Raw genomic sequence first — 24,706 nt, 5'->3', positions numbered from 1 at the left:
AATAATTAACCAAGAACATAATGCAAAAACAAGTAAAAAAACTGCTCCAAAAACACTCCAAGTTGACTCATTCTGAGAACATGAAAGTAGTGAGTCATAGTCAACGCCCACTAGGGGAGTGGGTTGTACAAACGTTGATGATTGAAGGGATAGACGTCCCATTCAAGTACAAACGGACGAAAAAATATCAATCACTACAGGGCGCAAGAGTTAATTTAACTTATTACCCTGCAATTGAAGTGGTGGCCGGATTTGAAATTGAAATCATGAAGGTCGTAAGAATAAAAAGAGCTTAATAAAGCCAGTTATAGTTTCTTGAGCTGCTAAAATATTATTAACCAAATTTAATGACTCGTATCATGAAAAAATCACAGACTAAACCACAGCTACATCCTAATAATCCCCATCAAGGACGTTACGACTTTATTTCACTCTCTAATGCCAATCCGGATTTAAAAAAGTATTTAATTGATACCCCAAGGGGGGACCAATCCATTGATTTTGCCAACCCTGATGCAGTGGTTGCCCTCAATAAAGCTATCTTGGCACAACACTATCACGTTGAATTTTGGGATTTACCTGCGGGCTATTTATGCCCCCCGATCCCAGGTCGTGCCGATCATTTACATCATGCCAGTGAGTTATTAAAAGATGAATCTGCAACCATCGCCTTGGGCAGTGCTGTTAAGGTGTTAGATATTGGCACAGGGGCAAATGGTATCTATGCCATTATTGGTTCACAGCAATTTGGTTGGTCTATGGTGGGTTCAGAAATTGATAAAACCGCCATCAAGGCGGTTACTGCCATAGTGAAATCTAACCGAAAATTATCAAACCTAGTAGAAATTAGACAGCAAAATCATCCGGATAGCATCTTTAAAGGGATTGTTAAAGATAATGAGTATTTTGATTTAACGGTTTGTAACCCACCTTTTCATACCTCTGCTGAGCAAGCAAATGCTGGCAGTCAACGCAAATGGCAAAATCTTAAAAAACAGCAAGCGTCTCAAAAGCCCCATTTAAACTTCGGTGGCAAGAGTAATGAACTTTGGTGTGATGGCGGAGAGCTACAGTTTGTCTCCAATATGATCAACGAGTCTCGTCAGGTTAAACAGCAAGTACTTTGGTTTACCAGTTTAATTTCTAAAGGAGAGAATCTAAGTCAACTTAAGGGCAAACTAAAGAGAGCCAAAGCTGTCCGAGTTAAAACCTTAACCATGGCTCAAGGTAATAAGATTTCTCGTTTGTTATGTTGGAGTTATTATACCCAAGAGCAACAAAATGCCTGGTATTCGAGTTAGGGTTAACACCATAGGGGTACAAACTGAGTGCGCTAAACAATTGCCGTATATTTTTTTATATTAAGAACTAACTTTATGATATATTAGTAATTATTGGTTACCCCTTGGGGGGTAGGGTGAGTACTCTGTAAAGACTAAGTAATGAATAAAATACTGAAAAACGCTTTTAAAAAAGAAATAATTTATGCAAATGATTTTTACAAAATTGGTTGTTACGAATTAGCATTCACTTATATTGAGCGTGCCCACATTCTTGGCCAGTCTTATGTGATACCTCATTTCATCACCCATTGGTGGATGTTCAAAATTGGACTCAAAACTAAAAATGCTAAAGAGGTTCTAGGTCAAATCCCAAGAATGATCGCGGCATTCTTGGTGAGTAAAATTTGGGTGCCAATAGGTAATACTGGAGGAGTAAATGTCAGCCCTTTTAAACCTATGCCAGTGCCACAAGATCTAAAAAAAATATTTGAAAAGGCTGGTAAAAAAATAGACTAGCGACAATAAAGCCCTAATCACTTTCAGGGCTTTATTGTTAACAGACCTTAAAGAAAGAAACGGATCCCCATACCCACACCGTCTTTATCTATGGATTGAGCTTGAGACTCAATTTCAGCATTTATGCCCTTAAAGCTAGAGAAGTCTTTCTTCACTTCAAAATAAAGGGTGGTTTTTGATTTTTGATCCCAGATGTAATGCACCCCTGCAGCCATAAACTGCCTTTTAAATTCCTGCTGATAAAAGCGCTTATATTCATCCCCCGCTTCTAAGCGGTTGTAGCTTGCAAGTACCCGTATTTTATTATCAAAGGTGTAACTTATGAGTGATTCCAACCCCATGGCATCATCAATAATTCGCCCTGCATTATCAACATCATGGTATTGCTGTTTATGTAAATTAGCAGAGAAGTATAGTCCAGGATTGTACCAATTATTACCGTAGTTGATACTACCGCCAACGATGTAGCCTCGATCCTCATAAATCCCAGGGTTCAAGGTGGCGGTAAAATTGCCACCATTGGCACCGAGCACCAATTTTAAGTTTTCTGTTGCTTGGTATTTAAGTGACGCCCCATAGGTACCTTCAAACTTAATTTGAGTTACCGCATTGGGATCGTTGGCATCTACTTCAGCAAGTTGAACATCCACAGTTTTAGCACTGTTGCTTTTTAACTGAGTCTGGAAACTCAAGCTGAAATCATAAAAACTCGGCAACCGATAAATCACCGCATTATCGGCACGGCCTGAACCATTTAAGCCACCATCACTTTTGAATGTATAGGTACCAGCTGAGCTACCATCCCAAACGTGGATAATATTGGTGCCACCTACCACGTCGTACCAAACACTCCATTGTTTACCAATGCTCAATTCCCCATAGTCATTATGTTTAATACCAGCAAAGCCTAAACGGTTGCTTAAAAAGTTATTACTTTTTACTAACCAGCGGCTTTCAGATGAATACACTAGGGATGAAGAACCGACAGGATTTACGCCCCATTCAAATTTGGCAAAGCTTTGCCAGCCTTTTCCCATTTGCCTAACGGCAGCAAAATTAATCCTTGATGCGCCATTTACTACCTGACTTTCACCATCAAAATTGACGATGCGAGCATCCAGCCATCCACCTATATCAAATTGATTAGTTTGGTCTTTATACAGATTAACGGCAGAGACAGGTAAAGCTAAGGCAGACAAAACTGCTGTTGTTAATAAGGACTTGGTATGTTTCATAACGGTACCTTTGTAACAATAAGGTTGTAAAATTGTGTGTTGCAAGTGATTAAATGCTAGCTTATAAATAGAAAACAAGCCAAAGTAATTGTTATTAGTAGCTTTTAGAGATTGGCGTAACTAGGGCCTAAGGGAATATTATGCAAATAACAAAAAATACCGTGGTTGAGTTCTTTTACACATTAAAAGATGAGCAAGGTGAAATATTAGAATCCAACTTTGAATCCGATCCCATTGTCTATTTGCATGGTCATGACAACATGATGCTGGGCTTAGAAAAAGCCCTAGACGCTAAAGAAGCGGGCAGTGAGTTTACCGTCACACCAGATCCTAAAGATACCTACGGCGAGGTGATCACAGGCGATGCTGCCCAGATGCGGGTATCGGTGAAGCATTTGCAGGGCGCTAAAGTTTGGAAAGCAGGCATGTCAGCGTTAATTCAAACCGAGCAAGGGCCAAGGCAAGTAACGGTCGTTAAAGTGGGTAAATTTATGGCCACGATTGATATTAACCATCCATTAGCCGGCAAAGAATTGTCTTTTGATTTAAAGGTGGCTAGTGTACGCGAAGCTAGCGAAGAAGAAATTGCCCATGGCCATGTACACGGACCAGGTGGCGTCGAGCATTAATAGCAAAACAAAGTTGCCATTATTGGGCGTTTATTTTGCTACTACGCATGTTATAGTTCGCACAAAAGCGTACAACACAAGTTGCAATTATGATCATTACTTACTCGAAGGGCAAGCTGGTCCTAAGCCCTTTTGAAATTCAAGCCATTCTGGACAATGGCATTAGACTCAGCGCCATGGTTGATGATGTGAGTGTCCATCAAGATGCGCTGGTGGTTGCTGCTAATGCAGGCTCGGTTAGTTGGAGCATTAAACTGGATGAGCCTGAACAAATACTACAGGTACAACAATACCTGTAAGTTAGCGGAGCAACTGCTGTACGGCCTGCTGAACATGAGTAAAGCCGGTATTTGCGTATCGACCAAACCCTGCCAGCTTGTTTATTTTAAGCTGGCTAAATCTAGGGGTTGCTAAGCCAATTACAAACTTGATCGCCGCCATGTGCGTTAAATTTTGCTTATGCTCGATCATCAATTTACTCAATTGTTGTAGATCCTTTTGCAACAGTTGATTGTCTATTGCCAGTTGCGGTGTTTTTATGAGTCGAGCAGGGCCGCTATTGCACACACTACAGTGTCCGCATTGTATCGGAGCATCGGCATCACCAAAATAACGACTTAGGTTATAACTTAAACAGGAATCAAGCTCGAAAAAGCGCATCATTTGTGCTAAACGGTCCAATTGGGATTGTTGATTAGATTGGCAATACTCTGATAATTGTTGGGCATAGTTTTTGAGGGTATCAGGGTTTAATGATGAGTTGACCTGATAGCTCTCGGTCATCTTTTTGGTTTCTAACTCAATCAAATTATGCTCATGCAGATACTCTAGGGCGTTTAATACCCGAGCACGATCAGTATTGTGTTGCTGACATAAACTCTCGACATCTAAATCGCTCCAAATCTTTTTGGTATTAGCAAAATTAAAAATCGTTTCTAAAAACTGGCGACGGTTAGGATCAAATCGATTAAGTAACTTTGATTTTTCGACCAAGAATTTATAACGGGTTTCGGCAAAGTAACTGAATTTAGCTTCAATCAAGCCCATTAACTCAAGTTGCACCAGCAAGGTTTTAAGGGGCAGCTGTTTAATATCCGTCATTTTTGATAAGGCTAAAATTTGGGTTTGCCACTGGCCATACTCTTGCTCTGAAATAATGTTGGCGAGCAAAGCTTCTATAGCACCTAGCTCTGGGGTGTCGCCAACGATAAAGTTTTCCATCGTAGTTAAGCCAGAATCTTGGCCCAGTAAGACACAACGGCTTGGCTGTCCATCACGGCCGGCACGGCCAATTTCTTGGGCATAGTTTTCTATGGATTTAGGTAAGTCATAATGGATAACATTACGAATATTGGATTTATCCACCCCCATGCCAAAGGCAATAGTGGCCACAATAATGTCTTTGTGACCCTGCATAAATTGATCTTGAATATGCTCCCGCACTTCGGTGGTCAAACCCGCATGGTAAGGGGTAGCATTAATGCCCATAGCTTGCAGCCCAGCCGCCACTTCATTAGCGGTTTGCTGCAGGGTTACATAGACAATACTTGGGCCTGGGTTTTGTTTAAGCAGTTGTTCGGTATGCACCATCCTTTGTTCGCTGGCGCAGGGCTGTACTTCAATCGTGAGGTTAGGGCGATACACCGGGGTTTGTACACAATGCTGTTTTTGTATGGCAAACTTATCAGCCATGTCTTTCTTTACTTTATTGGTGGCGGTAGCCGTCAGCAGCAGCACTAAAGGAATGTTAAGTTGGGCACGGTAATCGGGCAATTTAAGGTAATCAGGTCTAAAGTTATGACCCCATTCGGAAATACAATGGGCCTCATCCACCACCATCATAGAAATTGGCACATTGGCAATCATCTTCCTAAAGCGTTCGTTCTTAAAACGCTCAACCGAGACCATCAATACTTTAATAGCACCGCTTTTTATGGCTTCAATGGTTTGCTGTTGGCTTTCCCTGTCTTGGCTGGAATCTATGCTTGCCGCAGCAATATTGTTAGCGTGTAAAAAGGCCAGCTGATCTTTAATCAGTGCTAACAAGGGCGAAACCACTAGGGTCAGGTGCGGCAATTGGGTCGCGGTATATTGGTAACACAATGATTTGCCTGAGCCGGTGGCAAATAATGCCAAGGATGAATGGCCTGCCAGTAATTGTTCAATGACTTGTTGTTGGCCGGGGCGAAAACGGTCAAAGCCGAAATGTTGTTTTAACGAGTGTTCAATATTCATTGCGGGTGCATCCATTGCTATTGGCGATCAATTAAGTATGAATCAATGAGAAAAATAAGTGGTAGATCCTTTACACCCAAGCCTCACCGTTATAAAGCTGGTGGGGCTTAAACTGGGTTTTGTAATTCATTTTACTGCAGGGCTCTATGTAGTAACCCAAATACATAAAAGGTAAAGACATTTTTTGACACTGTTTAATGGCCTGCAGCACACTTAATTTACCTATCGAGTAGCTTTCATATTCAGGTTCAAAAAAACTGTATACCGCAGATAGCCCAAGGGCGAGTTGGTCAAACACGCCGACACCAATAAGCTTTTTGCCATGGTAAATAGCCAAATAACGAACCGCTAACCATTGGCAGGGTAAGAAGCCCATAAACTGTTCTTTTGATGGCGGATACATGTCACCATCTTGGTGGCGAGCTGTGATGTATTTTTCATACAGTGGGTAAAAATCATCCTGCACCTCATCATGCCATGTAAATTCAAAGGCTTTGGCCTTGGCTAAAATACGTTTTTGACTTTTACTCGCATTAAACTCATGACAACTAACCTTTAATGACTGACATTGATTGCAACCAATACAATGGGGGCGATATACATGGTCACCACTGCGGCGAAAGCCAATTTCAATCAGTTGCTGGTAGAGCTTGGCATTAAGGGGTTGCTCATCAAAAGGGGCAATGATCCTTTGCAATCTATCTTCTAAATAACTGCAGGGGGATTGGCCGCTGATACCAAATGTAAGTTGATTTAATTCCATAAATGCTCAATCGCAGTTAACATTGCTGCTAATTACGCCAGTTAAGGTGGCCGCACACTGTATTGTATCTGGTTATCATGCTATAACTCTGTCCATAATAACAATACCTGGTGAAATAAATGCAGACTTATAAAAAAATAAGCTTATCCATCACGGCAGCAGCGTTGTTAAGCGCTTGCCAAGGGACTTCATACCCTGTGGCGAATATCGCTGCTCCAAGTGTTAAACCCGCAACCCTTAAAGCGGCTCCAGTGGCACCGATTGCCGATCAAACTTTGACCATGAAGCAAATTATGGCTAACCCTGATTGGATGGGGCTATCGGCCTATAACTGGCAATGGCAATCGGATTCTAAGGGGATTGTTTACCAAACTAAAGGTTTGTTAGACGCTAATCCAAAGTATTTTTCACAAGCAATCACCAGTGACAGGGCTCAAGAAATCAGCTTCGCGCAACAGCATACCTTGTTAAAACGTGCAGCAACCAATAACCCAGCAAATACCCAACAAGCCTATCTATATAAAGGCAATGTTTTTGTTAAAGATTTAACGACGGGCAATATTGAGCAAGTTACCCAAGACGCTCAAAGCTATCGCTACTTATTCTGGGGTAAAAATAACACCCTAAGCTTTGCTACAAGCACGGCCATTTTCAGCGCAGATCTAACCACCAATAAAATTACCCAAATTGCTGAGTTTAAGTTTGCTGCCAAACCAAAATCAAACAAACACCAGGACAGCTATTTAGCTAAGCAACAGCGTCGTCTGATTAACTTTGTGGCTCTAAGCCAAGACAACAAGCAGGCGCAGGAGCAATACAACCAAGACTTAGCCAAGGCCAATAGCAGCATAACTGCGGACCCTATTTACTTAGGTAAAGATCAGCGCGTTGTTGATATGGCACTGGCCCCCTCAGGGCGTTATGTGTTTATGGCGCTGGCGGATACTTCAAGCCCAAGTCGCTCAAAGCACGATGTGATGCCTGATTATATTGGTAATGACGGCTATGTAGACGTTGAAAACGTACGTCGTCGCGTTGCTGAAGACGAGCCAAAATCACAACGGTTTGTGCTGGTGGATTTATACAAGCAAACCACCAAAGACATCGCCCTCGATGGCCTTCAAGGTTTTGATGAAGACGTATTAGCCTCAGTTAGGGCTGAAAACGCAAAAACCAAAGGGGACAGCTACACTGAAGTTGCTCAGGATCGGCAAATCACCCTAATGTTAGATTGGGGCTGGCGTCAAAGTGCCATCAACTGGCATCCGACCCAAGATAAGTTATTGGTTATGCTAGAGGCGCTGGATAACAAGGACCGCTGGATTGCTAAAGTCGACCTAGAGCAGGCAAGCTTTAGCACGGAGCATCGCTTGCATGATGAAGCGTGGATTAACTACACCCACAACGAATTTAACTGGATTAATGGCACCGACAATTATTACTACTTGTCTGAGCAAGACGGTTATTCGCACATTTATCTAAAGACGGACGCAGGCCACCAACAATTAACCGATGGTGATTATGTTGTCTCTAACGTACAACAGTCCAACGACGGCAAAAGCCTCTACTATCGTGCTAACAAACAGCATCCAGGTATTTACAATGTGTACAAGGTAGATATCGCCACTGCTAGCTCTCAACCTTTGACCAACATTCAAGGTCAAGTGGATTACAAACTGTCACCGGATAACCAAAAACTTCTGCTTGAGGTTTCTAAGCGTACGCAAATGCCAGAGCTGTATGTGCAGCAGTTAGCGTCGAACAAGTTAACTAAGCTAACCAATACCAGTTCAGAGCGTTTTAAGGCATATCCTTGGCAACAGGGCGAAGTGGTAGCAATACCATCATCCCATCAGGACAAGCCGGTTTATGCTCGTATCTATAAACCAGCAAATTTTGACGCCACTAAGCAATACCCAGCGGTGATTTTCACCCATGGTGCCGGTTACCTGCAAAATGCCCACTTTGGTTGGTCAGGATACTTCCGTGAGTTTATGTTCCATAACTTATTGACCCAAAAAGGCTATGTGGTGATGGACATTGATTACCGAGGTTCTAAAGGTTACGGCCGTGACTGGCGTACTGCCCAGTATCGACAAATGGGTACCCCTGAAGTGCAAGACATGGCTGACGGTGTTAAGTATATGGCGGATAATTACAGCGTAGACTCGTCACGCGTGGGGACCTATGGTGGCTCATACGGTGGCTTCTTAACCTTTATGTCGTTATTTACTCAGCCGGATTTATTCCAAGCAGGTGCTGCACTGCGTCCAGTGACCGATTGGGCCCATTACAATGCGCCATACACCTCAAACATTCTAAACCGTCCAGATGTTGACCCAATCGCCTATGAACGTTCAAGCCCAATCGAAATGGCAGAAGGTTTAAATAAGCCACTGTTAATTATGACGGGTGTGTTAGACGATAACGTATTCTTCCAAGATTCAGTTCGTCTAGTACAGCGTTTAATCGAGCTTGAAAAAGATAACTTTGAAACGGCCATTTATCCGGTAGAACCCCATGGCTTTGTACAGCCTTCAAGTTGGCGTGATGAATACAGCCGAATTTTAAAGCTGTTTGAACAAAATCTGAAAAAAGACTAACTTTGAATAAAAAGCTCAACCAATAGGTTTAATGCCACTCGTTTAAGAACGAGTGGCATTTTCTCTTTGTCTGTTTGGGTATTTAGTCGCCTTCTTGAGAACCGCACGAGGATAAGCTTTCCGCTTCCTCTTCTTGGGTAAAATTAACCGCTTACCGTTATCACGCATGGTTTTTAAATGTCGAGGTATTGCGCCTGGGCTTTGGGTATCGCTCCACCTAAATTCATCTTGAATCATAAACAGTGCGTTAATAAAACTTATTCTAAGTGGCTCAACTTTATGCTGTTTTGCGATTGCTGCCATTTCTAATCGTACTAGATTATAGGATATTAATATCCCCCACAGTTCTTGCTCTACCCCTTCATATTTCAGGCTTCTAAGTGTCGGCTTATTTCCAAGTTGATACTGCTTTAATTCTCCATATCCTCGTTCAATTTCCCATCTCTGCCAGTAAACATCGACTAACTCAGCCAGCTTATAAGTGTCTGGGCAAGTGCAAGAAGTGATAAAGCCTCGGATTTCACCTTTAGGGTTGGGAATAAGAACTAATCTCGCCTCCCAGTATTCACTTAAATAGGGTGCTGCTTTTCTAGCTTGAGGAGAGACTGGCATTTTAACCAAGTGGTCATATTCTCCATAGGACTCAATAATTTCATAGCGCTGTTTCGCTTTTATTGGTGTTAACCAATGTGTATCCGCACCTGCACCACGCCAGCTTTCAAATAGTTCAGCTGACATAAACCCTCTATCAAAAAGGGTTAATGAATCCTCGGGAGCAGAGCCTACAAGCTGGCCTGCGTAGGATATTTCACTGTTGGTTACAGGTCCAAAGGCGGCGTCTGAGATCATATGAGTACGAGTGGACATTAAAGTAACGGCTAGGACAGAGGGAAAACTCGCCGTCTTTTGAGCGTAGCCAAATATCTTATTACTTTCAGTATCTTGTGTTTTAAAGTAAGTCCCATCAACACTTAAGACTTTAAGTCCGCATACGGTATCAAAGTCACAGGTATTATCCCAATGAGCAGCTGTATGCTTGAATAAATACTTCATAGGCTCAGAGCCAAGATTTTCTTTTCCCTTGATGATGCTGCTTGTTGCAAGAGGAGATAACTCTCCCTTTGAATCAGGAAAGGCGAGGTCCAATTGGTCACAGACGCCTTGAATAGAGCGGTCTCGAATGAGACCGATACCAAGAATCAACCATACTGCCTGCTCTGCGGGAAATCGCCTTTTTCTTAATGATGCTTTTCCAGTTTCCTTAACCGCTTCTTTGACCCACTCTATTGGAATATGTTTAGAGAAAACATCGAAGGTTTGGTTTTGGCAATATTCAGCAGTAACTTGAAGTTCTTTGGAAAATTCAGACATAAAAAAATCGGCTCTAACTATTGTTAGAGCCGATTATGAAGGCTGCAAAAGATCGGTCAATTAAATTAAGCGATCGGCATTAAACCAATAGGTTGAGCTTTTTTGATGGTTGTGACTTTAAGGATGAGTATGAACAAAGCAATATTAGGCTGGGAATTGGCTGGAACCGTTTGGATATTATTGCTCGGCAGTATACTCCATAGCGCCTTGGCTAAGTTTGACTACTGGCTGCCTTTAACCTTTGTCGCTCCAGTTAATGAAAGTATTTGGGAGCATTTTAAAATAGTGCTATGGCCAGCAGTGCTTTTTGGCTGGTTACAGTCCAGATTTATTCAACCTAAACAATGGTTAGCCATAAAAAGCTGCTCCATATTAATCATGCCATTGACCATATCCCTGATGTTTTATGGCTATACTTGGTTTACTTTAGAAAACTATCTCATAGTTGATATAAGTTTGTTTGTAGTGAGTGTCATATTAAGCCAAAGTATTAATTACTGTTTATTTACAGGTTTAATAAAGTGGCATGGGTTCATGAAACTTGCTCCATACGGTCTGATAATTTTACTAATTTTAACCCTTATTTTTAGTCATTATCCGCCACACATAGGTATATTTGAGCACAGTAACAGTGGCCATTATGGCCCGTGGTATGGCAATTAGTGGTGTTTATTAAAGGCACTATGGAGATATTATGGCCAGATTAAAGGGCAAAATTGCAGTCGTAACAGGGGCCGCCAAAGGTATAGGCGAAGCCATTAGCACGCTTTTTGTTAAGCAAGGTGCCAGTGTTATTTTGACCGATATCGACGATGAAAAAGGTAGCCAATTAGCACAAAAACTGGGTAAGTTTGCCAGTTATCAGCACCTTGATGTTAGTTCTCCAAGCCAATGGCAATTGCTAAAGCAATCGGTACTAGAAACCTATGGCTATCTTGATATTTTGGTCAATAATGCCGGAATTATTGGTTTTGATGAGACTCCAGGTTCTCAAGATCCAGAGCACTTTGAATATGAAAGTTGGTGTAAAATTCACGAAGTTAATATCGGAGGGGTGGCGTTAGGTTGTAAAGTTGCTATTGAGTTGATGAAAGCCAGTAAAGCCGCCAGTATTATTAACTTGTCATCTAGGTCCGGCATAGTAGGTATCCCAAGCGCTGCCGCCTATGCATCAAGTAAAGCAGCAATCCGCAATCATACTAAGACAGTTGCGCTTTATTGTGCCCAGCAAGGGTATCGAATTCGCTGTAACTCTATTCATCCGGGTGCTATTTTGACACCTTTGTGGGAATCTATGCTTGATAAAGACAACCGTGAAAAATCTATAAAAACCATTGCTAAAGGGATCCCCTTAGGGCATATGGGAGAACCTGATGATGTGGCCTATGGTGCGCTGTATTTAGCCAGTGAGGAGTCTAAATATTTAACGGGTATTGAGTTAAACATTGATGGTGGCATATTAGCTGGCAGCACAGCAGCTCCAACATCCAAAGATTAGTTCGTTTTAGCAACAAATGATATGAAATTTATACAGTTAGACTAAATTGTTGAAAATAACACTTGCGCTATCGTCAATCCGATGTAGAATTCAACTCGTTCTCAAGGCATCAGCCTAAGACCAAGGCGCTATGGCAGAATGGCTATGCTGCGGATTGCAAATCCGTCGATCTCGGTTCGACTCCGGGTGGCGCCTCCACAATTTAAGAATTAGTGTGCCCGGGTGGTGAAATTGGTAGACACAAGGGATTTAAAATCCCTCGCGGGTTTCCGCGTGCCGGTTCAAGTCCGGCCCTGGGCACCATCATTCAAAACAACAAAGCCCGTTACGAAAGTAACGGGCTTTGTTGTTTTCAGAGCACTGCTACGCAGTTTCGAGGACGCTTCGCTACGAGATCGGACTACGTCCTTCGAGAGCGCCTTAGGCTTCGAGGGGTTGGCACGCTTCTACGAAGCTTTAGTACGGAACTCCGCTCCTTTGGTACGGAAGTTTCCTTTAGTCAGTACTCAATAAGATTAATTTCTAATGGAAATAGACTAAAGCGAAGCGTACTAAAGCCACGAAGTGGCGTACTAAATACTCGAGCTACGCAGTAGCGTCCTCGAAGGCGAAGCCGCTCTCGGATCTCGTTACTTCAACCTAGCATCCCCATTCAAAAACCTCTATATTGCTTATTTCTTGTCTTAAAAGGGAATAATCATGGCGTTTAATGTCTATCTTTCCGGTGAAATTCATAGCGATTGGCGACAACAAATAATTGAGGGCAGTAAAGCTGCGGGGCTGGATATTAACTTTAGCTCGGCGGTCACTCACCATGAAAGCAGTGATGCCGCAGGTGATGTGCTTGCACTGGCTAATGATGGCTTTTGGCGTGATCACCAAAGTGCTAAAATTAATGCTATTCGCACCTCCAGTGCCATTAAAAATGCGGATATGGCAGTGATCCGTTTTGGTAATCAGTATAAGCAGTGGAATGCGGCATTTGATGCCGGTTTTTGTGCTGCATTGAATGTACCGTATATTACTTTGCACGATGAAGCATTAATTCACCCACTTAAAGAGGTCGACGGTGCTGCTCAAGGTTGGGCACAAACCCCGGCACAACTCGTCGAACTGTTAACTTATTTGTTAAAAAAATAACGACTTGGTTTAGTTTGCAGCATGATATGTAAACTTGCAAAAAGCTCATCATTATTATTAAGGGCTAACTCTTTAATGAATAGGGGCTTAGTGGTATAAATAGCAAGTTTAATTTTATTAAAGGATTTATCCATGTTGTTTGCTAATGTCGACCAAGCACCAGCTGATCCCATTCTTGGCTTAACCGATGCTTTTAAAGCCGATCCTCGCCCAAATAAAGTGAATTTAGGTGTTGGTATTTATAAAGATGAGCAAGGTAATACCCCAGTATTAGCGACCGTTAAAAAAGCGGAAGCCGTGCTTTTAGAAAAAGAGAAAACCAAAAGCTACCTAGCGATTGAAGGGGTGGCCGATTACGCTGAAGAAGTGAAAAAGCTACTTTTAGGTAGTGATAGTGCGATTATTAGCGAGGGTCGCATTAACACGGCTCAAGCGCCGGGTGGTACAGGCTCTTTACGTGTCGCTGCTGAATTTTTGAAGTCTATTGGCGACCGCACCGTATGGTTAAGTAATCCAACCTGGGCGAACCACGGCAATATTTTTAATGCTGCGGGCTTAACGACAGCACAGTACGACTACTACGATGCTGCCAGTCACGGTTTAAACTTTGATGGCATGTTAGCGTCACTGCAACAAGCACAGGCCGGTGACATTGTGTTACTGCACGGCTGTTGTCATAACCCAACTGGCATTGATTTAAATCTTGAGCAATGGCAGCAAGTGGCCAAGCTTTGTGTTGAGAAAGATCTTTTACCTTTGTTTGATTTCGCCTACCAAGGGTTTGCTAAGGGCGTAGAAGAAGATGCAGCGGGTTTACGTGAGGTTGCGTCCATCGTGCCTGAAATTATTATCTGTAACTCGTTCTCTAAAAACTTTGGCCTATACAATGAGCGTGTTGGCGCCATTAGTATTGTTGCTCAAGATGCCGAACAATCTGCTAAAGCTTTTAGTCAAATCAAAAAGCAGATCCGTAGCATCTACTCAAACCCACCAGCGCACGGCGCTAAAGTCGTGGCTGAAATTCTAGCGGATGCCAGCTTACGCGCAGAGTGGGAGCAGGAAGTGGCGGACATGCGTGTACGCATTCACAAAATGCGCTCACTGTTTGTTGAGCAATTAGCTGCAGCAGGGGTACAGCAAGACTTTGGCTTTATTATCGAACAAAACGGTATGTTTAGCTTTTCTGGTCTATCAAAAGAGCAGGTAGAAGCGCTAAAGCAAGAGCATGCAATTTACATTGTAGGTTCGGGCCGCATTAGCGTGGCAGGTATGACACAAACCAATATGCCATTGTTAATTGCAGGTATTAAAGCGGTACTTTAATTAGCTGCATTTACTAAGCATAAAAAACCGCCTTTACGGCGGTTTTTTTGTTATTAAATTCAGGGAAATTAAGCTAACGCAGATAATCCCAGTTCAAAGCTCGCAATAATGGCCACTGAGTAAATCAAGATACTGGTGAACGATAGCGCTAAAAACTTACGGCTTTTAAAGCCAAACAGTTTTGCGGTAATGGCCATGGTCCAAACCCCAATAATTGGCGTGGCAGCTAATACAAAGCTTGAACCGTAGCGTTGGAAGTAGTGTTTCGCCTTATGATCTTTAAGCTTGTCAATTTTTAGTTGAAACCAGTTAAAGGTCACTAGCTTTTTATAAGCAGCAATAAGCAGTAATGCGGCACTAAAATTACCGAATACGCACCAAAAAATAATTGAGTAATAATCTAAACCTGTGGCAATGGCCGCGGGTACGGATACAAATACTTCGCCTAAAGGAAAGAAACTTAGCAACCAGGCGCTTGATGCTTTTAATAAATAGCTGTTCATTTCAAATACTGCTGTGAAAAAAGATACGCTAATTCTAACTGGATATACGATAATAAAAAGTTAGTACCTATCTGTAAAACAGATACTATAGCAAAAAGAGATACACTGATGACTTGGACAATCGAACAATTGAATACCTTTATTGCGGTAACCGAGACGGGATCCTTCTCGGCTGCAGCAAGAAAAATAGGCAAAGCCCAATCTCGGGTTTCTACAAGTATGAGTGACTTAGAGATAGATTTGAATCTTGAACTGTTTGATAGGCGTGGCCGTTATCCGGTATTGACCCACCAGGGGCAGCAGTTGCTTTACTACGCTAAACAGGTGCTCGATAGTAAAAATAAATTAGATGCGGCCGTTACCAGTATTTTAATGGGAGAAGAAAGAGAATTTACCCTAGCGGTAGATGAGGCGATTCCGCTTAGGGTGCTGGAGAAGCAGTTAATCGATCTAGATGAAAAGTTCCCGCAGCTAACCCTAAGTTTGACCCATGGTACCCAACAGGAAATTATCGACTTTGTAGAGGCAGGAGAAGCCGATCTTGCCATGGTGTTGCAGTGGGGCCAGCCAGATCATAAATTTTCCTCTCAGGCCATTGGCTTTAGTACCATGGTGATTGCGGTTAACGCCGAACATCCATTAGCTAAACTGGCTAATTTTGAGCTTAATGATCTTACCCAATATCGCCAGTTTGTAGTGGGCGACAGGCGTAAAGAAAGTTACTTCCCACCGGTGTCGCCCAGTTATTGGTACGTGGACAGTTATTTTTATGCGCTGACTATGGTGATCAAAAGTGATGGCTGGGCATTAGTACCCGATTATTTGTTTGATGATCCTGTGTTTAACCGTCAAATGAAGCAGTTAAGTGCACAGTGCTTAGGGGGGAAACCACAGATGACCTTGTCAGTGATTGAAAAGCGCATTCGAGCTGATGGACCAGTAAGGCGCTGGCTGCTAGAGAATCTAGGCAAAGCCTTTAACCACTAGGTTGGTTAGTTTGTTAGAGCCAGTAATTGTTACCTAGCTGCAGTTCAAGTTGCCTTATCACTTGTTTGAATTGACGAATAGTTTGTTTAATGGCGGTTTTAATCGTTTGCTGATCAACGGTAACAACAGTGGCATCGTCAGTTATGGTGATGAAGCCTTCAGTTTCTGGCTCAGCAAAGCTTTCTGTTAATATGATCAAATCGCCTTTTCTCTGTGCTAAAAACTGCCAGCTTTGGTCGGTGTCAAAATAGCGTTCGTCACTACTGGTTAGCCAATCAAAAAAAGGCTGCATATCACTAAAGTTATTGTACCAAGGGAATTCGATAATTTGCTGGTTAGCGGGATCTTCTATGTTTAGTGCCAGCGCATAGTATCGTGAAGCTTTAGATTCTGATAACCCTTGCTCTGCTGTGATTGTATTGAGTCGAGCAAAGTAACCAGCCAGTGAACTTAGGTTATTGTCAATTTCATGCAGCCAAGCAATATCGTTCGAGTTATCTACAAAGGCTGGGATTAATAGGCTTTGTGTATGCTTTTTGCTTAATTGCACTTCATCATAAAGCACGAATCCTATCTTTAACTTTATCAATTGTGTTACTCACTTTTAAAATGACTGGGGCAAGGCTTGTGGTAAGGCTCAACATGACTGGCAGTAAGGGGTGGGTGACCCATATCCATGTTATTGCCTGGATCTGGTGCAGAAATTGTTCCTGTCACAATCACTGGGTTGTAATAACCTTTCATTTTCTACTTAAGCTCAAAATTATGGTCATTATTTCCCCACATCCAGAACCTTTGATGATCACAGTTAACAAACACCAAAGTTTGAAAGCCATAGAACCAAAAGCCTTTGAGGGTTACCTCTTCGGTTTGGGCTCGGCTTGTTAGCATAAAAAATAGAGTAAGCCAGTAAGTCGTTTCTTTAGTATTTGTTTCATAATAATGGCAATTTTTATGGTGTTATTCAGTTGTCATTCAGAAACATCGCTTGTATGTTATAGAGTTCTGATAACAAAGGGAAATTATCTAGGGGAAAAAATGAAATTAGCCAAATTTATCCTGTTATTACTGGCACCTATGCTTAGTTTTGCTTCAGACAATAACATTGTTTATGAATGCATTAATAGTAAAGCATTACGTGTTATTGAAGTAAATTATATGACTAACAATACTCTACCTTGCGCAGTGGTTTACTCGAAAGCGGATGGCCGTGAAGTTTTGTGGAGTGCTAAGAATACCGAAGGCTACTGTGAACAAAAGGCTGCTACCTTTGTTAAAAAACAGCAAAGTTGGGGATGGGATTGTCATTTGGCTGGTGAGCAACAGTTGGTTGAACAAGGCAAAGCAGAAAATGGAACGGTTATTGAAGTTGCTGCAGAACCTGAACTAGGCGCTAAGCAGTAAAGGTAATAAAGGCTGGTCTGTTTTTATAACAGGTCAGCCTTTTTTTGTCGGCATTGTTTAATAAAAATTATGCAGATTCAAGCATCGGCAATGAATGTTTCATTATTTCTAAACATTGATCGGCATGACTGGTGACTAAGAAGTGGCTGGCACCCTCAATAATATCAAGCTGACTGATTGGCAGTTGTTGACGCAGATGCTTAACAATGGCTTTAGCAACCTGATTAGAGCCACTGCCGCAGACTAACTGAGTTGGGGTCATTAAGCGATTAAGATCGTTTTGGCAATACTGTGAGTTGCTGCAAATCTGCCAGTGGCGAAGGTTGTTGTTGACACCTTTGTTCATGATTTCTTTAACAAAGTCTGGCAACGGTGCATAGCTGTTGGTCCCTCCCCAAAAGTCAATCACATCGCCACAGACATCAGGTTTATCATTGGCAGCAGCGTGTTTATATTCTTTAACAAAGTGTTCAACATGATTGTGCATTAGCTGGTCATCAACGGCATTAAATACCCAAGTACAGACGGGCTCAAACAGCGTCATTTGAGTGATTGTTACCGTGCCTTTTAAGGCTAAAGCTAAGGCAACGACACCACCGTAAGAATGGCCCACTAGCTGAATAGGGCCGGTTGTTTTAGCTGCAATAATCTGTTCTATAAGCCTAAGTTCAGTTTCAACGGTCGGCTTATCAAAATCTGTAGGATCGGCTAATCCGCCATGACCTGGCAGTTTGATACAAATGCAATGATGGGATTGAGAAAGTTGAGCCACCATTCTTTTCCAGGTGGAGGTGGTAGCAAAAGAGCCGTGAATAAAAACAATAGTAGGGCCAGTACCATACTCTTCAAAGGCTTCAGTAATATCCATATAACCATCCTTTTGGCTTACTTTTAAAGCTGGAAATCCAAACATTATTTTTAATGGACAGCTAGCATAAAGGATCCCAAAGCGTCTGGCTACTGATAACTTTGGCATATTCGTTATCTATAATAGCGATCAACGTTGTCTCCATTTTGGCTGTTGTGCTAACCTTCTGTTTCGCTGTACAAAAATGTCAGTGCCTAAATTTTCAGCAGCAGTTGTGGTTGATGATAGTTAATTATTGGCTGTCACAGAGACAATAACTTGGCGATGAACATTGTTTGCATTAAGCCTAATCTGAGCGCCAATCTTAAGTTGAGCAATTGTTTGTGGTTGCCAATGAGTACGCTGTACCTTTCTAATTGAAACTGAGCTGAGCAAGTGCTTAAACAAACTGTCGCTGCCCCAAATAACAACTACAATTAAAAGAGGTTGTTGTATTAGGTGTTAGCTATGTTTAGATGTGTTGTCACAGTTTCTATTTTTATATTATTAATGGCCTGTTCGAGCGATAAGCAAGCGCCCAGCATACCGCCTCCACCAGTACCACAAAACCAAGTTTCTTTTTATATAACTGATGCACCAGTGGATGACGCTTTTGCGGTAGTGGTTACCTATGCGGGTATTAGTCTCAAAGCAGAAAATGATGCAGAAACTTATTACCCGATTCTGGATAATAGTGGTAATGAAATCACTGCCAAGATAAACCTTTTAAACTATCAAAATGGTGATAGGTATTTATTCTTAAGTAATCTTGAAATCCCTGCAGGTGACTATAAATCTTTAATTATTCACACCTTTGGATGCGAAACCGCAGCTGGCGGTAGTACAGATTTTTGCTATGTCGAAAATAGTGAAGGAATTCACCCGCTGGGCACCCCGAGTAATAAACTAAAGTTAGGTCCTATCATCATTGAAGCAACGGGGATCCAAGAGTTTACTATTGAGTTTAATCTTCGTTATTCGTTAGTCGAGCGCCAACAGGGCTTCGCCTACAATCTTAAGCCACACGGTGTTATGGTATTGGATAATCGTAGCCTTGGTCATATACAAGGCAGTGTTGATAGCAGTCTAGTAACGGCAGCACAGAATTGCAGTGAAGCGGCCAGCTTTGTTTATTTGTATGAACCACTGCAGCCAGAACAAACTCTGGCAGACTCTTTTGATCCCGCTGTTGATATCGATGCGCCATTGACTGCTCTGGCGCCATTGACTTCGGTGCCAGTCGTTCAAAATTCTGATAACAGTTACGGGTACAAAATTGCTAATGTTGATGCAGGTAATTACACCATTGCTTTTAGCTGTAATGCGGCTAATGATGACCCGGAACTGTATAATGGGTTTGTGATCCCAACCCCAGCTCAACAGCAACATAATTTGACCGTCAGTTTTTCTGAAACTCGAGTACAAAACTTCAGTGCAACCGTTTTACCTCAGTAACAAAGGTTTAACGAGTTCTAGGGGTTATGGACAGCTTGGGTTCCAATGACGATCAATTTGTTTCTTAAAATGGGTAGCATAGTCAGTAATGATGTCATCGACCCCAATGTTGATATAGTGCTGAAATTGTTCAGCACTGTTTACTGTCCAAACATAAACTTTAATCTGCTTGTGTTGCAGTTGTTGTACAAACTCTGCTGATATGTTTTTATCAGCTTTGATGCTTAAGCCATTAATAGGTGTTGTTGTGCTTGTTTTCAAAAGATGATGTTCATTATTAGCACTCAGCCAAGAAAAACGATTATCCATCCGACCAAGATAAAAATATTGGCTATGGGGCGATAGTCTATGGATCTTGTTTAATAACGCTATATCTCCACTTTGAAAAATAAAATTTTTCGCAGGAAGCTTACTTTTTTTTATATCATCAATTAAATGATGGTATTGCTGATGCCAATCAGATTTTAAATCTAACAGGTATCGATTTTTAATATTACTTGAGCTCAACACCTCAGAAAACTTTGGTAAATAATGAGGTTCCATTAATTCAGCAAGACCAGAATAATTCATTTTATCAATTGGTCGATTATTAAAACTGTCATCATGGTACAAATAAACGATCTTATCATTGGATATTCTAACGTCCAGTTCTACTGTCCCAATATTCATTTTACTCGCTTGAATGACCGCATCTAAGCTATTTTCATGCAATCCACATACATTCGCTCGGTGTGAAATAATTTCTGTTGCGTTTAACAAACAACTACTGAACATGACAACGTAAATGAATTTAGGCATATAAGTCTAATGAGATATTGTATTTGGTAGGTGATCTTAATTTAGTTAACAATAGCCACCACTTCAAGCCGGTCATAGTCTTCTTGTAATGATATTTTTTGTTATAAATCGTTGTTTTAACTATGCTTAATAAGTAATAACGAAAGGGTAATAATGTGCAAGAAAACGACTTGGTAGTAGATGTTGTGATCATTGGCGGCGGAGCCTTAGGTGCAGCAACCGCATTACGGGCTCAGACACAAGGATTAAGGGTTTGTGTCTTAGAGCAAGGTCAAGTGGGGGAGCAAACCTCAGCCAATTCAAGTAAATTGATTCATGGTGGGCTGAGGTATTTAGAATCTTTGCAATTTGGATTAGTTAAAGAGTGTTTACGAGCCAGAAAGCGATTTATTGCGGATTACCCGCAATTAGTTACAATGAATAAATTTTATATTCCAGTATATAAATACTCTAAAAGACCAGCGTGGCTAGTTAAGATAGGCTTATATTTGTATCAGTGGTTAGCCAATGATAGTCATTACGGTGGTTTTAAAACGCTTAATGAACAGCAATGGTCAGAAATTGGGGCAATTAACCAGCAACAATTAGTGAGCGTATTTCAATATTGGGATGCACAAACCGATGACAAACAATTAACCCAGCAGTTGCTCAATGATGCAGTAGCCAAAGGCACAAAGTTATTTACTCAGACACGCTTCGATGGCCTTACAGAGGCTGTTGAAGGTGAAAGTTTAGTTAAGGTTGTCGCTGTTGATTGCCAAACCAAGACTCGTCAACACATTCGTTGTAGTTATGTTGTAAATTGCAGTGGCCCCTGGGTTAATCAAGTGCTGAGCAAAATCAATGAACCCAGCGTCAGTGTGGAATTCGTTCAGGGATCGCATTTACAACTTGATTGTCAAATTAGTGATGGGATCGTGTATTTGGAATCTGTCCTAGATAACAGGGTGTTATTTATTATTCCTTGGAAGGGACAAACCTTACTCGGTACAACTGAGATATCTCTGGGCGATAACTATCATAATCATGCTATCACAGTGGCAGAGCAAAATTATCTAATCGACAATTTATTACATTATTATCCCCAACTTGGTTCTAGGCAAGAAATCCTTAAACGGATTACCAGAACCTATTCAGGGGTAAGGGTTTTACCTAAAATAGATGCCCAATCCGTTTTTAGTCGAAGTCGTGATACGTTAATGGTTCGCGCTACAGCTTATCCTAATTTTATCAGTGTGTTTGGGGGGAAATTAACCACCGTTTTAATTGAAGCTGAAAAGCTGGTTGCAATGATCAATCAACAAAATTAAAACTTCGTTAATAGAACTTCTAAAGCCCTAGGCTCAGGTGGACGCCTGTAGTCATTGATATCGTTATCATCTTAATATTAAGGAGAAGTATGATGAAACTAGTCGCCAGCTTGGTATTATTTTGGGTGCCATTGGCAGCCATGGCCAACCCTAATAATGTTATTTTCGAATGTACTCATGGTAAGGCTAAAAGAACGATAGAAATTGCTTATGAGACAGATGCCGCGGTTCCATGTGCAGTTAATTATACAAAATCTGAAGGTACAAAAACGCTTTGGAGTGCTCAAAATAACGAAGGCTATTGTGAGGCGAAAGCTGAAGCTTTTGTGGATAAACAAAGCAGTTGGGGTTGGGACTGTAAGCAGTTAGACAATCAACAAGTTTCACCAAACTAACGCAAAAAAAACTACGTTAAAAAAGCTGCCTGAGCAGCTTTTTTAGTTTAACGCCTTGTGGAACAAGGGCTCTTTGCAGGCAGAGCAACTGATTAATCTTCTGCTATCTGCCACCCCTTGATAGCCTAAATTTAACAATTTTTCGTGGCCACAGTGCCCACATACCGGACCTGTGGGGGTATTAGCTAAGGGAAATTTCTTGAGATAACTTTGCAGGGTATCAGGATGGCTATTATGCCAAGTATTTTTCCTAGGCAGATAGAGTAAAAAATAAAAGTTTAATGCTAATACAATTATTAGGAGTAGCTCAGCCATGACGATATATTGATTTGATCATTATTTCTAATAAAGCGGCTATTTTGAAAAAGAACTGAATACATATCAGAGGCCTTTTAATTTGGCTTGGCAAATGTCCACCCTTTGCGAGTAAAGACAGGTGACTCAAAACGAGATTGTACTGAATTTTGTTTTCACTTTTAGCGAAAAGTTGATAGCTAATTGTCATAACTACAGCGCTGGATAAATCCTCGCATATTAATTCGCTGTAAATTTCTATAGTGACTTTGTTGGTGCCAGCAAATGACATGGTTTGATTAAAGCTTCAAGTTTTTGCCGCAGCCCATCGTTACTTGCTCTGGCTAACGTTAGCTAAGCCTGAACCCAAAAAATATGGACTAAAGTCCCTGTTACTGGCCTAAATCCCTCAGCCCAAAGCCATCATTATGCTATTTATCGAATTTTTATCGGCTAAGTGGTTGTCAATGCTGCCCATTGCAATACTTGAATGTTAGACCTAATCTAAATATTGATAGCTGCCTTGCAGTAAGCCTCATCTGCTCATTATGATTGGTGATGTAATAGGTAGCAAGCCCGTCAAAAGTGTTGCATGGATTATGTTTGTGTAACATTTGACTCAATGTGGGTTTTGTTACTCAGTTAATGGTGAATACTAATAGACAAAGCTAGGTGGATAATGTTCAGTCAGTATAATCATAAAGACCTAAAAGATTCCGTCAATTCCATCGGCACACCGCTGGTTATTTTTGAGCATGATCAAAACAGTGTATTTAAGCTTGTCAGTTGTAATGACTTATTTTCTGAGGTCGTTGGTGATGAGGTCAATTCTATTGTTGCGAAAAGCTTACAAGACATTTTTCCACGGTATTTAGCAAATCAGGTATTAACAGGTCTTAATAAGTCCTTGATAAACCAGAGTTCAACCGAATTGGAAGTGACCATTAATCGTTTAGGTAAAAACCGCTGGTGGAAATGCCTAATCACGCCGCTAATAAAGCATAATGACAGTAATCCAAGGTTAATGGCTACCTTAATTGAAATCACTGAGAAAAAGTTACTATCAAAGGAGTTAAAAAAAGCCGACTCAAGGGTTAAGGCCATTGTAACTAGTGCTTATGACGGCATTATATCCATAGATACCAATGAGAAAATATTATTAGCTAATGAAGCTGCTAGTGAGATTTTTGGGAGTAATGATTTAATTGGTCAGCATATAAGCAGTCTCATACCTGCTAAATATAGAGAGAAACATTCTGGCTATGTGCAGAGCTTTAGGGGCTCTGATGTGCCGTCAAGGCCGATGCATTTAAGGGCTGCAGTGATGGGGGTTAAAGCTAATGGTGAGCAAGTTCCACTAGAGATCACCATTGCGAAAATTAATGTTGAAGGTGAAACCGAAATGACCGCAGTGATCAGGGATATCACTGAAAAAAATGCTTTAATACATGAGCTTAATCATATTTCAATGACGGATGAGCTAACCGGATTACACAATCGAAGATATCTAGAACCACTATTGGCACAGGAGTTTGAGCGGGCGAAACATTACCATAACAAACTCAGTTTGCTATTTATTGATATTGACAGTTTCACTGAATTTAATAATAACTACGGCCATATAGTCGGTGATGAAATACTGAAAAAGGTGGCAACCACAATCAAAAATGATCTAACAGAAATAGACACCGCATGTCGTTGGGGCGGTGAGGAGTTTGTTATTCTTTTGCCAGAAGTCGATATCAATGAAGCAATGGCGATTGCTGAAAAAATCAGATTATCAGTGGCAAAGACTGAAGTTGATTATGAGGGTATAGGCCTAAGGGTGACGATCAGTATCGGCGTAAGTACATTATCAACCATTCATCAAACGCCAGCGCAGTTAGTTTCGCAAGCGGATAGCGCCATGCTTGATGCTAAACAACTTGGTCGTAATAAGGTGGTTACCCATGCAGATTTAAAGGGCCTGTTCTGAAGCTAGATGGAGTAAAGGTTAATTTTTAAAATCATAAATACAGCTATAAACCTGACAATCGCCCAGAATCTGAGCAGTTGTCAGTTAATTGCTATTTGTGTCCTACCAAACTAAGTTAAAATAAGTCTCTTTTTTATGATAT

25 protein-coding genes and 2 tRNA genes are annotated in these 24,706 nt (G+C 41.3%); 18 read left to right on the top strand and 9 right to left on the bottom strand.

All coding sequences use genetic code 11. From position 1 onward, the window contains the following. Positions 1 to 20 precede the first annotated feature (20 nt). From GFB48_RS02560 to GFB48_RS02550, 3 genes are all read left to right on the top strand, one after another. A complete protein-coding gene (locus GFB48_RS02560; RefSeq protein ID WP_163930824.1) occupies positions 21 to 296 on the top strand; it encodes a hypothetical protein in 276 nt (91 codons plus the stop codon). A gap of 63 nt (positions 297 to 359) precedes the next feature. Beyond that, positions 360 to 1,301, top strand: a complete 942-nt coding sequence (gene rlmF, locus GFB48_RS02555; RefSeq protein ID WP_163930822.1) for a 23S rRNA (adenine(1618)-N(6))-methyltransferase RlmF — start codon at positions 360 to 362, stop codon at positions 1,299 to 1,301. 141 nt (positions 1,302 to 1,442) lie between these two features. Beyond that, complete coding sequence (locus GFB48_RS02550; protein ID WP_163930820.1) at positions 1,443 to 1,799, top strand: DUF3703 domain-containing protein; 357 nt, start codon at positions 1,443 to 1,445, stop codon at positions 1,797 to 1,799. 47 nt (positions 1,800 to 1,846) lie between these two features. Here the strand turns inward: GFB48_RS02550 and GFB48_RS02545 are convergent, their stop codons facing one another. Then, complete coding sequence (locus tag GFB48_RS02545) at positions 1,847 to 3,034, bottom strand: porin (protein ID WP_163930818.1); 1,188 nt, start codon at positions 3,032 to 3,034, stop codon at positions 1,847 to 1,849. A gap of 140 nt (positions 3,035 to 3,174) precedes the next feature. Between GFB48_RS02545 and GFB48_RS02540 the strand changes: the two genes are divergently transcribed. Both GFB48_RS02540 and GFB48_RS02535 read left to right on the top strand, forming a co-directional pair. Continuing rightward, the gene (locus tag GFB48_RS02540) at positions 3,175 to 3,663 is read left to right on the top strand and encodes a peptidylprolyl isomerase (RefSeq protein ID WP_163930816.1); all 489 of its coding nucleotides are present in this window, start codon (positions 3,175 to 3,177) and stop codon (positions 3,661 to 3,663) included. Positions 3,664 to 3,752: 89 nt separating this feature from the next. Beyond that, the gene (locus GFB48_RS02535; protein ID WP_163930814.1) at positions 3,753 to 3,962 is read left to right on the top strand and encodes a DUF3389 family protein; all 210 of its coding nucleotides are present in this window, start codon (positions 3,753 to 3,755) and stop codon (positions 3,960 to 3,962) included. Position 3,963: 1 nt separating this feature from the next. Here the strand turns inward: GFB48_RS02535 and GFB48_RS02530 are convergent, their stop codons facing one another. Continuing rightward, positions 3,964 to 5,898, bottom strand: a complete 1,935-nt coding sequence (locus GFB48_RS02530; RefSeq protein WP_163930812.1) for an ATP-dependent DNA helicase RecQ — start codon at positions 5,896 to 5,898, stop codon at positions 3,964 to 3,966. Between the two features lie 70 nt (positions 5,899 to 5,968). After that, on the bottom strand, positions 5,969 to 6,661 hold the full coding sequence (locus tag GFB48_RS02525; protein ID WP_163930810.1) for an arginyltransferase: 693 nt from the start codon (positions 6,659 to 6,661) through the stop codon (positions 5,969 to 5,971). 119 nt (positions 6,662 to 6,780) lie between these two features. Between GFB48_RS02525 and GFB48_RS02520 the strand changes: the two genes are divergently transcribed. Continuing rightward, complete coding sequence (locus GFB48_RS02520) at positions 6,781 to 9,264, top strand: prolyl oligopeptidase family serine peptidase (protein ID WP_163930808.1); 2,484 nt, start codon at positions 6,781 to 6,783, stop codon at positions 9,262 to 9,264. 42 nt (positions 9,265 to 9,306) lie between these two features. On the opposite strand, the gene GFB48_RS02515 is transcribed toward GFB48_RS02520, so the two are convergent. Then, positions 9,307 to 10,635 (bottom strand): IS4 family transposase, encoded by a 1,329-nt coding sequence (locus GFB48_RS02515; protein WP_163930806.1) that lies wholly within the window; start codon positions 10,633 to 10,635, stop codon positions 9,307 to 9,309. 129 nt (positions 10,636 to 10,764) lie between these two features. Here GFB48_RS02515 and GFB48_RS02510 point away from each other — a divergent pair, with 129 nt between their 5' ends. The 6 genes from GFB48_RS02510 (at position 10,765) to GFB48_RS02485 (ending at position 14,596) form a co-directional block, all read left to right on the top strand. Further along, positions 10,765 to 11,298 (top strand): DUF6512 family protein, encoded by a 534-nt coding sequence (locus GFB48_RS02510; RefSeq protein ID WP_163930804.1) that lies wholly within the window; start codon positions 10,765 to 10,767, stop codon positions 11,296 to 11,298. Positions 11,299 to 11,329: 31 nt separating this feature from the next. Continuing rightward, a complete protein-coding gene (locus GFB48_RS02505; protein ID WP_163930802.1) occupies positions 11,330 to 12,133 on the top strand; it encodes an SDR family oxidoreductase in 804 nt (267 codons plus the stop codon). Positions 12,134 to 12,257: 124 nt separating this feature from the next. Continuing rightward, positions 12,258 to 12,331, top strand: a tRNA-Cys gene (locus GFB48_RS02500). Positions 12,332 to 12,349: 18 nt separating this feature from the next. Next, positions 12,350 to 12,436 (top strand) — tRNA-Leu (locus GFB48_RS02495). Positions 12,437 to 12,832: 396 nt separating this feature from the next. Beyond that, on the top strand, positions 12,833 to 13,273 hold the full coding sequence (locus GFB48_RS02490) for a YtoQ family protein (protein ID WP_163930800.1): 441 nt from the start codon (positions 12,833 to 12,835) through the stop codon (positions 13,271 to 13,273). A gap of 132 nt (positions 13,274 to 13,405) precedes the next feature. Further along, on the top strand, positions 13,406 to 14,596 hold the full coding sequence (locus GFB48_RS02485; protein ID WP_163930798.1) for an amino acid aminotransferase: 1,191 nt from the start codon (positions 13,406 to 13,408) through the stop codon (positions 14,594 to 14,596). A 68-nt stretch (positions 14,597 to 14,664) separates the two neighbouring features. On the opposite strand, the gene GFB48_RS02480 is transcribed toward GFB48_RS02485, so the two are convergent. Continuing rightward, positions 14,665 to 15,099: a small multi-drug export protein gene (locus GFB48_RS02480; RefSeq protein WP_163930796.1), complete on the bottom strand. Its 435-nt coding sequence runs from the start codon at positions 15,097 to 15,099 to the stop codon at positions 14,665 to 14,667. Between the two features lie 108 nt (positions 15,100 to 15,207). Here GFB48_RS02480 and GFB48_RS02475 point away from each other — a divergent pair, with 108 nt between their 5' ends. Continuing rightward, a complete protein-coding gene (locus GFB48_RS02475) occupies positions 15,208 to 16,086 on the top strand; it encodes a LysR family transcriptional regulator (RefSeq protein WP_163930795.1) in 879 nt (292 codons plus the stop codon). Positions 16,087 to 16,099: 13 nt separating this feature from the next. Here the strand turns inward: GFB48_RS02475 and GFB48_RS02470 are convergent, their stop codons facing one another. Then, positions 16,100 to 16,675, bottom strand: coding sequence for a hypothetical protein (locus tag GFB48_RS02470; protein ID WP_163930793.1), 576 nt, complete (start codon positions 16,673 to 16,675; stop codon positions 16,100 to 16,102). A gap of 5 nt (positions 16,676 to 16,680) precedes the next feature. Then, positions 16,681 to 16,830, bottom strand: a complete 150-nt coding sequence (locus tag GFB48_RS02465) for a hypothetical protein (RefSeq protein ID WP_163930791.1) — start codon at positions 16,828 to 16,830, stop codon at positions 16,681 to 16,683. A 294-nt stretch (positions 16,831 to 17,124) separates the two neighbouring features. On the opposite strand from GFB48_RS02465, the gene GFB48_RS02460 reads away from it, so the two are divergent. Next, positions 17,125 to 17,490: a hypothetical protein gene (locus GFB48_RS02460; RefSeq protein WP_205597664.1), complete on the top strand. Its 366-nt coding sequence runs from the start codon at positions 17,125 to 17,127 to the stop codon at positions 17,488 to 17,490. 67 nt (positions 17,491 to 17,557) lie between these two features. On the opposite strand, the gene GFB48_RS02455 is transcribed toward GFB48_RS02460, so the two are convergent. Then, entirely contained in the window at positions 17,558 to 18,358 is an 801-nt protein-coding gene (locus tag GFB48_RS02455; protein ID WP_163930790.1) for an alpha/beta fold hydrolase, read from the bottom strand. A 447-nt stretch (positions 18,359 to 18,805) separates the two neighbouring features. Here GFB48_RS02455 and GFB48_RS02450 point away from each other — a divergent pair, with 447 nt between their 5' ends. Then, positions 18,806 to 19,792 carry a DUF4382 domain-containing protein gene (locus tag GFB48_RS02450; RefSeq protein ID WP_163930788.1) on the top strand — a complete coding sequence of 329 codons (987 nt, stop codon included), beginning with the start codon at positions 18,806 to 18,808 and terminating at the stop codon, positions 19,790 to 19,792. 24 nt (positions 19,793 to 19,816) lie between these two features. Here the strand turns inward: GFB48_RS02450 and GFB48_RS02445 are convergent, their stop codons facing one another. Next, the gene (locus GFB48_RS02445; RefSeq protein WP_163930786.1) at positions 19,817 to 20,551 is read right to left on the bottom strand and encodes a glycerophosphodiester phosphodiesterase; all 735 of its coding nucleotides are present in this window, start codon (positions 20,549 to 20,551) and stop codon (positions 19,817 to 19,819) included. Between the two features lie 194 nt (positions 20,552 to 20,745). On the opposite strand from GFB48_RS02445, the gene GFB48_RS02440 reads away from it, so the two are divergent. From GFB48_RS02440 to GFB48_RS02430, 3 genes are all read left to right on the top strand, one after another. Next, the gene (locus tag GFB48_RS02440; RefSeq protein WP_163930784.1) at positions 20,746 to 21,900 is read left to right on the top strand and encodes an FAD-dependent oxidoreductase; all 1,155 of its coding nucleotides are present in this window, start codon (positions 20,746 to 20,748) and stop codon (positions 21,898 to 21,900) included. Positions 21,901 to 21,989: 89 nt separating this feature from the next. After that, positions 21,990 to 22,295: a hypothetical protein gene (locus tag GFB48_RS02435; RefSeq protein WP_163930783.1), complete on the top strand. Its 306-nt coding sequence runs from the start codon at positions 21,990 to 21,992 to the stop codon at positions 22,293 to 22,295. Positions 22,296 to 23,268: 973 nt separating this feature from the next. Then, positions 23,269 to 24,564, top strand: coding sequence for a sensor domain-containing diguanylate cyclase (locus GFB48_RS02430; RefSeq protein WP_163930781.1), 1,296 nt, complete (start codon positions 23,269 to 23,271; stop codon positions 24,562 to 24,564). The last annotated feature ends 142 nt before the right edge of the window (positions 24,565 to 24,706 follow it).

Source organism: Paraferrimonas sp. SM1919, from assembly GCF_010993985.1.
In the GTDB taxonomy this organism is placed as follows: domain Bacteria; phylum Pseudomonadota; class Gammaproteobacteria; order Enterobacterales; family Shewanellaceae; genus SM1919.
Note: the sequence above shows the minus strand (reverse complement) of the source record. Positions and strands in the feature narration are given on the sequence as shown.